2 protein-coding genes are annotated in these 2,967 nt (G+C 44.3%); one reads left to right on the top strand and one right to left on the bottom strand.

What is annotated here, in order from left to right; translation table 11 throughout:
- Positions 1-8: 8 nt before the first annotated feature.
- Complete coding sequence (locus tag AACT21_RS08340; RefSeq protein ID WP_094128923.1) at positions 9-1,421, top strand: sensor histidine kinase; 1,413 nt, start codon at positions 9-11, stop codon at positions 1,419-1,421.
- Between the two features lie 29 nt (positions 1,422-1,450).
- Here the strand turns inward: AACT21_RS08340 and AACT21_RS08335 are convergent.
- Positions 1,451-2,967, bottom strand: a 1,517-nt coding sequence (locus AACT21_RS08335) for a phosphoethanolamine transferase (protein ID WP_094163339.1), incomplete at its 5' end; no start/stop codon positions are given.

The following is a 2,967-nucleotide window of genomic DNA, read 5'->3' as shown; positions in this document are numbered from 1 at the left end:
GTATATGATTGAAAAATAAAAAAATCTTTTCGATTAAACGTCGTTTAACACAGTCGGCTGTATGGTTAAGCGGTGGCTTACTGCTCATTTCTCTTTATTTCAGTTTTTCTACTGCTCAACATGAAGTTGAGGAGGTCTACGATGCGCGCTTAGGTCAATCGGCAAAATTACTGTTGATGGCGACTTCTGTCTCTATAAAAGAAGGAGACAATGCCGATCTTCATCAACAGTTTGATCAGTGGATGCAAAGCATTGAACGTCTTTCGCAAGCCAACAAGGAGATGGCAACGCAGTATGGTCACCCTTATGAGCGGTACATTCTGTTTCAGTTTTATCGAGATGGTCAGTTGATGTATAGCTCTGATAGTCAGCAACCCGCTTTTAGCAGCAATGCCAGCAATAATGGATTTGGCAACGTCACCATTGATGGCCAAACATGGCGTTATTTTCAATTGGCGCAACCTCATCCTGATCGCGGCTCTGAATACATTCTCGTTGCGGAAAAACAGAGTATTCGTGATGAAATGGTCAATGAAATTGCACTGTCGACCGCATTGCCGCAATTGATCCTGATCCCATGCGTTATCTTGGTGCTGGTGATGCTTATTGGCCGAAGTTTCAAACCACTGCAAGAGCTAAAATCGGCGATTGCCATTCGCAGTGTCCACAAGTTGGATCGCATTTACGTTACAGAACAAACCACTGAACTTTCACCATTAGTGGAGACACTCAACCAACTGTTGGCTCAATTAGAATTGGCTTGGCAGCGAGAGAAGCGCTTTACGCGTATGGCCGCTCATGAACTTAAAACACCACTGACGGTATTGAGATTAAATGCCGAAAACGCCATGCTCAGCCAGAATGAGCAGCAACTGAAATATGATCTGGACATGATTCTTAAGGGTATTGAGCGTACTGACCGCCTTATTCATCAGTTGTTGATGTTAGCCAAAGTCGAAAGCACTATGGAATTGTCATCACAAACGGTCGATCTCTCAGTCTCTATTAAGCAAGTTATCGCAGACCTTGCGCCGTTAGCGTTAAAGCACGACCAACAATTGAGCTTTGAAGGGCAGAGTTTGTCGGTTCAAGGCGACGAGCTATTACTCGGCGTGTTGTTTAAAAACTTAATCGATAATGCGATGCGCTATTCTGGCGTACACAGCCACATTGATATTACGTTGCATGGCGATGATCAGTTTATTCAAGTGAATGTGACTGATAGCGGCCCCAGCATCACGAACGAAGCCCGAGAAAAAATATTTGATAACTTTTATCGAGCTAACAGTGAAAAAGGCGATGGGGCAGGGCTTGGAATGTCGATTTGCCGTGATATCGCCGCGCTGCATAATGCCACTGTCGAGTTGCTGCCGAGACACAACGACAGCAACATCTTCAGGGTTTGTTTTCATCTAAGCTAACAGGTCTCTTCTGTTTTTATCCACACTCTTTAGCGGCATGGCGCAAAAATATCTTGCGCTTTCTCGTATGCATTGGTTGATACATCCATAATGCCAAGTAAAGAGTGAAAGAGATTACTTTGAGCATAGGGCTGAGTGGCTGTTTGACGTAAACAGGTTTGATTCACGCCTTTCGTTCGGGCGAATTCGTCAGATAACCAGACTAAAAGCGGTACTTGAGTTTGATAATCGGGTGCTAGGCTGTACGGCATACCATGTAAGAACAGTCCATTTTCTCCCAGCGATTCCCCATGGTCGGAGACATAAATCAATGCGGTGTTGTATTGCGCTTGCAGTGACTTTAGCTTTTCAATCAGCTGCGCCAAAACAAAATCTGTGTAACGAATAGTGTTGTCGTAAGTATTCACTATCTGCTCAACGCTGCAATTTTCAATATCCGCTCTTGGGCAATCAGGTTGATATTTCGCCATGTTTTTAGGATAGCGCTTAAAGTAGGTTGGCCCGTGACTTCCAATAATGTGCATGAAAATCATTCGGTTACCAGTTTGGTTGGCAATTTCTTCATCTAAGTTGTCTAGCATTGTGACGTCATAACAAGTGCTGCCGTCACATCGGCCTTCTCGCGCAGTTTTATCCAGCTCTTTCTGCGGAATATTTTTCGCGACGCCTTTATCGCCTCCATCATTCTCTTTCCATAAGAGGTCGACGCCTGCGCGCTGCAAGATATCGAGGACGTTGTCTTGGTTATCCGCTTTGGTACGATCAAAATTATGACGATCCATATTGGAAAATAAACAAGGTACAGAGACCGCTGTCGCAGTACCACAAGAGGCGACATCACTGAAAAATATAGGCTGATAAGGCACGGTATAAGCATTGGTATCACGTGTGTAGCCGTAGTATTGGTAATTTTGTGCGCGAGCCGTTTCTCCTAGCACAAATAAGACTAAGGTTGGTTTTTCTGCATCACGGCTATGGGTAATTTTCGGTTGCTGCTGCGCATCAGCGCCGATAATTTGATACACCACGGGCTCGGTAAAATAACGATCTTTCACAAGACCATAAGCGCTATAGACAAAGTGAGTGGGGATGATCATTTTCTTGAGGTAACTATTGTTGCGCCCAACCGACGAATAGTTCTGATAATACAGCGCCGCAATAATGATGATGCCGAGTAAAGAGAGCAATATTGATAGCGCTTTATAGCCTAAAAAGCGGGAAATGGATTTTTCTACTTTAAGTGGCGAAAGCAGTAATAGAACGGCAGGGAGGATGCCCAACGCTGAGATCCAGACAATGGAATAGAGACTGACATAAGAGCCTGCCTCACTGCTATTGGTTTCAACGACATTGATCAACATGTCTCGGTCGACAATCGTGCCGTAATTGTAACTCGCATAACTCACCACAGCAGAAAGGATGAGTAAGACCGCAAAAAAAGGTTTTAGAAAATAAGGCCACGAAAACAGTTGGAAAATAACGTTCAGCGCCAAAAAGAAAAAAATCGGTATTGAGAACGCAAACCCCCAATTGAACTGCTCAGCAG

The sequence above is a fragment of the Vibrio sp. V08_P9A1T1 genome (assembly GCF_963874405.1).
GTDB classification, from domain to species: domain Bacteria; phylum Pseudomonadota; class Gammaproteobacteria; order Enterobacterales; family Vibrionaceae; genus Vibrio; species Vibrio anguillarum.
Note: the sequence above shows the minus strand (reverse complement) of the source record. Positions and strands in the feature narration are given on the sequence as shown.